Source organism: Streptomyces sp. NPDC004647, from assembly GCF_040609575.1.
Classification (GTDB): Bacteria; Actinomycetota; Actinomycetes; order Streptomycetales; family Streptomycetaceae; genus Streptomyces.
The window spans coordinates 1-3,759 of sequence record NZ_JBEXKU010000177.1 but is presented as its reverse complement, the minus strand read 5'-3'; the positions used below and the strand labels follow the sequence as shown (position 1 = coordinate 3,759).

Sequence of the window (3,759 nt, the reverse complement as noted above, 5' to 3'; positions counted from 1 at the left end):
GCAGCAACGACAAGGAACTGTGCTAGGTCGCCACCGCCGTCGGGGCCAAGGCACTGAAGCGGTCAACGGTCAGTTCTCAACCCCGTCCACAAGCTGGCCGCCGAGCAGGCCGCACCCCAGGAAGTCCGCCGCAGCTCCGTACGGACCATGGCCGCCGGCCTGATGCGGCACGACCGCACCCTCCCCGGCGTACGGTCCTTCGCCACCCGCGTCGGCGCACTCACCTAATCCCGAGGCTGCCGCCAAGCCCTGGTCGTCCCACGTTCCAAAAGGCCTTCACTTCCAGTGGTTCTCCAGCGCTGCGACGAGTTCCTCGGCTCGTTCGTCCACATAGAACAGACGACCGCCGGGCACCTCGACGATGTCGGTGGCCCCCGGGATCAGGCGCTGCAGCCAACGCGCCCACTCGAGCTTGAAGAAGAAGTCACCGGTGCCCCACACGAGCAGCGTGGGGACCTCGCACGTGCTGAGCTGTTTTCGGATATCGGAGAGCTGGTCCGGCGCCATGGATGCCAGCAGCCGCTCCATGAACAGGGTCCCCGCACGGTTGCCGAAGATCGGCCGGAGGTAGTCGGTGACCACGTCGTCCGGGAGGGACATGGGCTTCTGGTAGCCGGTGCGGTAGAGCTGCTTGGCAAGGAATGGGACCCGGGCGAATGGACCCGCTGCCCGCAGCAGCCGGGCCTTGGCCGCCCACACGGCGGGTTTGAACATCGGCGGTGGGAAGTTGCCCTCGGTGTCGCAGTTGGTCAGTGTGAAGGACGCGAACCGGTCGACGTTTCGCGCGAGTACCACCTGCGCGACCGCACCGCCGGTGTCGTTGCCGACCAGGTGGATCTCGCGCAGGTCCAGCTCCCGGATCACCGTGTCGACTGCGTCCGCGAGCCCCCACACCGAGGGCTCCCCTATCGGCGGGGTGTGCCCGTGGCCGGGGATGTCGACGCAGATGCAGCGGCGGTGGTCGGAGAGCAGGCGGACGGCGTTGCGCCACAGCCGCCCGTTGGTGAAGACGCCGTGCACGAACAGCGTCACCGGCCCCTCGCCCATGTCGGTGAGGCTGATGCCGCCCACGGTGTGGCGGTGGGCTGCGTACTCGTCGGGCATGGGTGCGTCCTCTCCTGGATGTCAGTCGGTGAAGCCGTGGCGAGCGTGCCAGCGCCGCAGGGGCGCCGGGGCCCACCAGTTGACCGAGCCCTCGAGCCGCATACCCGACCTCAGCCGGACGCCACAAGCCCGACAGTCCTCTCCCCGGCCCGTCCGGTGTCCTCGGACACCACGCCAGCGTAGAGCCCAAGGCTACTCAGAACCGGCAATCGGAAACAGGTACTGATGGCGCCCGAGAGCAGCCGCAACCCTGGCTGGGCCACAGCCGTGTTCCATGAGCCTTTTCCAACCTCACGTTGATGCGTGGTGAAGGACGAGGACGGCCTTGACGATGTCGGTGATGCGGTTGGTGCTGCAGCGGATCTTTCGCAGGAGACGCCAGCCCTTCAGGGTGGCCATGGCCTGCTCGCCGAGGCAGCGGATCTTGGCGTGCGTGCTGTTGTGTCGGCGCTGCCATTGCTTGATCCGCCGGCCGCGGAAGGGAACCCGGATGGGGCCGCCGGCGCCCTGGTACGCCTTGTCGGCCCAGCACTTGAGTCCGGTCCTGGTGAGCGCGTCAACGATCCCGTGGGTCCGGGCGGCGGTGAGATCGTGAGTTGAGCCGGGCAGCGCGGGCGAGGCCCACAACAGGCGCCCGAAGGGGTCGGTGAGGACCGACGTTCATCCCGTGCCGCTTGTGCTTCCCGGAGTAGTACGGGGTGTCGGCGGCAATCCGGTCGATCGGAAGCAGTGTCCCGTCGAGGATCACGAACGCCAGGCCGCTCAAGGTCTGCATGGCCTCGGCAAGGCTGGGAGCGAGCGCGGCCAGTACCTCGATCGCCTCACGTATGTATCGGTAGACGGTCGCGATCCCGACGCCGAACCCGGCGGCGAGCTGGGCGTAGGTGTTGCCGCACCGCAGGTGGGCCAGAGCCAGCAGTGCTTGTCGCCCAGGTGTGAGGCGCCGCCAGCGGGTCCCGATCTCCCGGCGATGCGCGGACAGTTGGCGGGTGAGGTGGCGCAGGTGCGCGGTGGACAGATCGATCGCCGACGGGTAGACAAGCACGCGAAGCTCCTGGCGGACACGGGTGATCTTGGTCGAGAACCCGTCTACCAGGAGCTTCATCGTTCACATCAGCCAGGGTGCCCCAACCCGCCCGGCCTGCCGCCAGTTTGGAAAGAGCTCACTGTCGGTTCCCTTCGCAGTCGTCGAGTCCCGGACGTCGCAGTGGCTCCGCGTCCGCTCCACCACCTTGTCGTATGCCGATGAAGGCGAGAGAAAGGGACGCATAACCACCGCGCCGAAGCTCGGTGGCCCTGCGGTCAGACGCGGACCTGCTGCCGCGCCTCGGGGGTCTGGGCCGCGGGAGGCTGCTCCTCGGGGAAGTGCTCGCGGCCGGAGGCCGCCTCGTCGGAGGCGGGTCCGGACCTTGAGCCGGATGCCTGTCCGGGGACTGCAAGCAACCGGCTCAAGGAGCGGGGGAACCACCAGTTGGACCGTCCCAAGAGGGTGACCAATGCCGGGGTGAGGAAGCCCCGGACCACGGTGGCGTCGATGATGATGCCCGCCGCCAGTGCGGTGGCGAACACCTTTACATCGGTGATCGGGATGCTGGCCAGCGCGGTGAAAGCCAGGAAGAGGATGAGGGCCGCGGAGGTGACGAGCCGTCCGGTGCGGCTGATGCCGGTCACGACGGACGGCACCACGGTGTTCCGCTCCCCCTTGGCGGTCAGGCCGAGGTGGGTCTCCCGGATGCGGTGCAGGATGAACACCTCGTAGTCCATGGACAGTCCGAAGAGGAACGCGAAGACCGCCATGGGAATCCAGATGGTCACCGCTCCGATGGCCGGGGTGTCGAACAGCGCCTCGCTGCCGTAGCCCTTCTGCCAGATGAGGACAACCACGCCGTACGCCGCGCAGGTGGAGAGCGCGTTGAGCAGCAGCGCCTTCAGCGGGAGCACCACCGAACGCAGCGTGCGTGCCAGGACGATGAAGGTGATCAGGGCGACGAAGAGCACGATGAGGCCGAGCGATCCGTAGACCGCGTCGATGAAGTCGGCGTCCTGCGCGGGACCGCCGCCGGCGAGTGCGCCCGGGGTCTCCCGTGCGGTGTCCGCCACGGTGGACACCGCGTCGCGGCCGCTGCTGCTCGACGGGTCATCGGTGGTCCACACATCGACGATCTGGCTGCCGTCGCGCGCCCAGCCCGCGGGGGCGACGCTGCCCGCGACGCCGTCGACGCCGGCGAGCTCCTCGTTCATCGCGTCGGTGCGGCTCGCGTCGACAAGTACCTCGACGGGGCGCGCGATGCCCTCGCCGAAGCCCGCGTCGACGATCTGCTCGAAGGCCTTGGCGGGTCGGCCGCCCTGGGCGAGCGTCGCGGTCTCCGGCTGCCCGAGCCGCAGGGCGAGCACGGGCGCGGCCAGCGCGAGCAGCAGCGCGCCGCTGAGGATCGCGCACAGCGCGGGACGGCGGGTGGTGAGTGTGGCGACCTTGCTCCACATCCGGCTGTCCGGGCGGTGCTGCCGACGCGGCCGGTCGAGCTTGTCGCCCCACGCGTACAGCAGCACGGGCAGCAGTGTGAGGGCAACGGCGACGCTGACGAGGGGGATGAGCAGGCCCGCGTATCCGACACTGCGCAGGAAGGGCACCGGCAGGACGACGAGCGCGGCGAG

2 protein-coding genes and 1 pseudogene are annotated in these 3,759 nt (G+C 69.0%); all 3 read right to left on the bottom strand.

Annotated elements, in window-relative coordinates; all coding sequences use genetic code 11:
* Positions 1–276 precede the first annotated feature (276 nt).
* Positions 277–1,104: an alpha/beta hydrolase gene (locus tag ABZW18_RS34315; RefSeq protein WP_356195322.1), complete on the bottom strand. Its 828-nt coding sequence runs from the start codon at positions 1,102–1,104 to the stop codon at positions 277–279.
* A 291-nt stretch (positions 1,105–1,395) separates the two neighbouring features.
* Positions 1,396–2,149 (bottom strand): annotated as a pseudogene (locus ABZW18_RS34310) (transposase family protein).
* Positions 2,150–2,406: 257 nt separating this feature from the next.
* A partial coding sequence (locus tag ABZW18_RS34305; RefSeq protein ID WP_356195320.1) for an MMPL family transporter occupies positions 2,407–3,759 on the bottom strand: 1,353 nt, incomplete at its 5' end.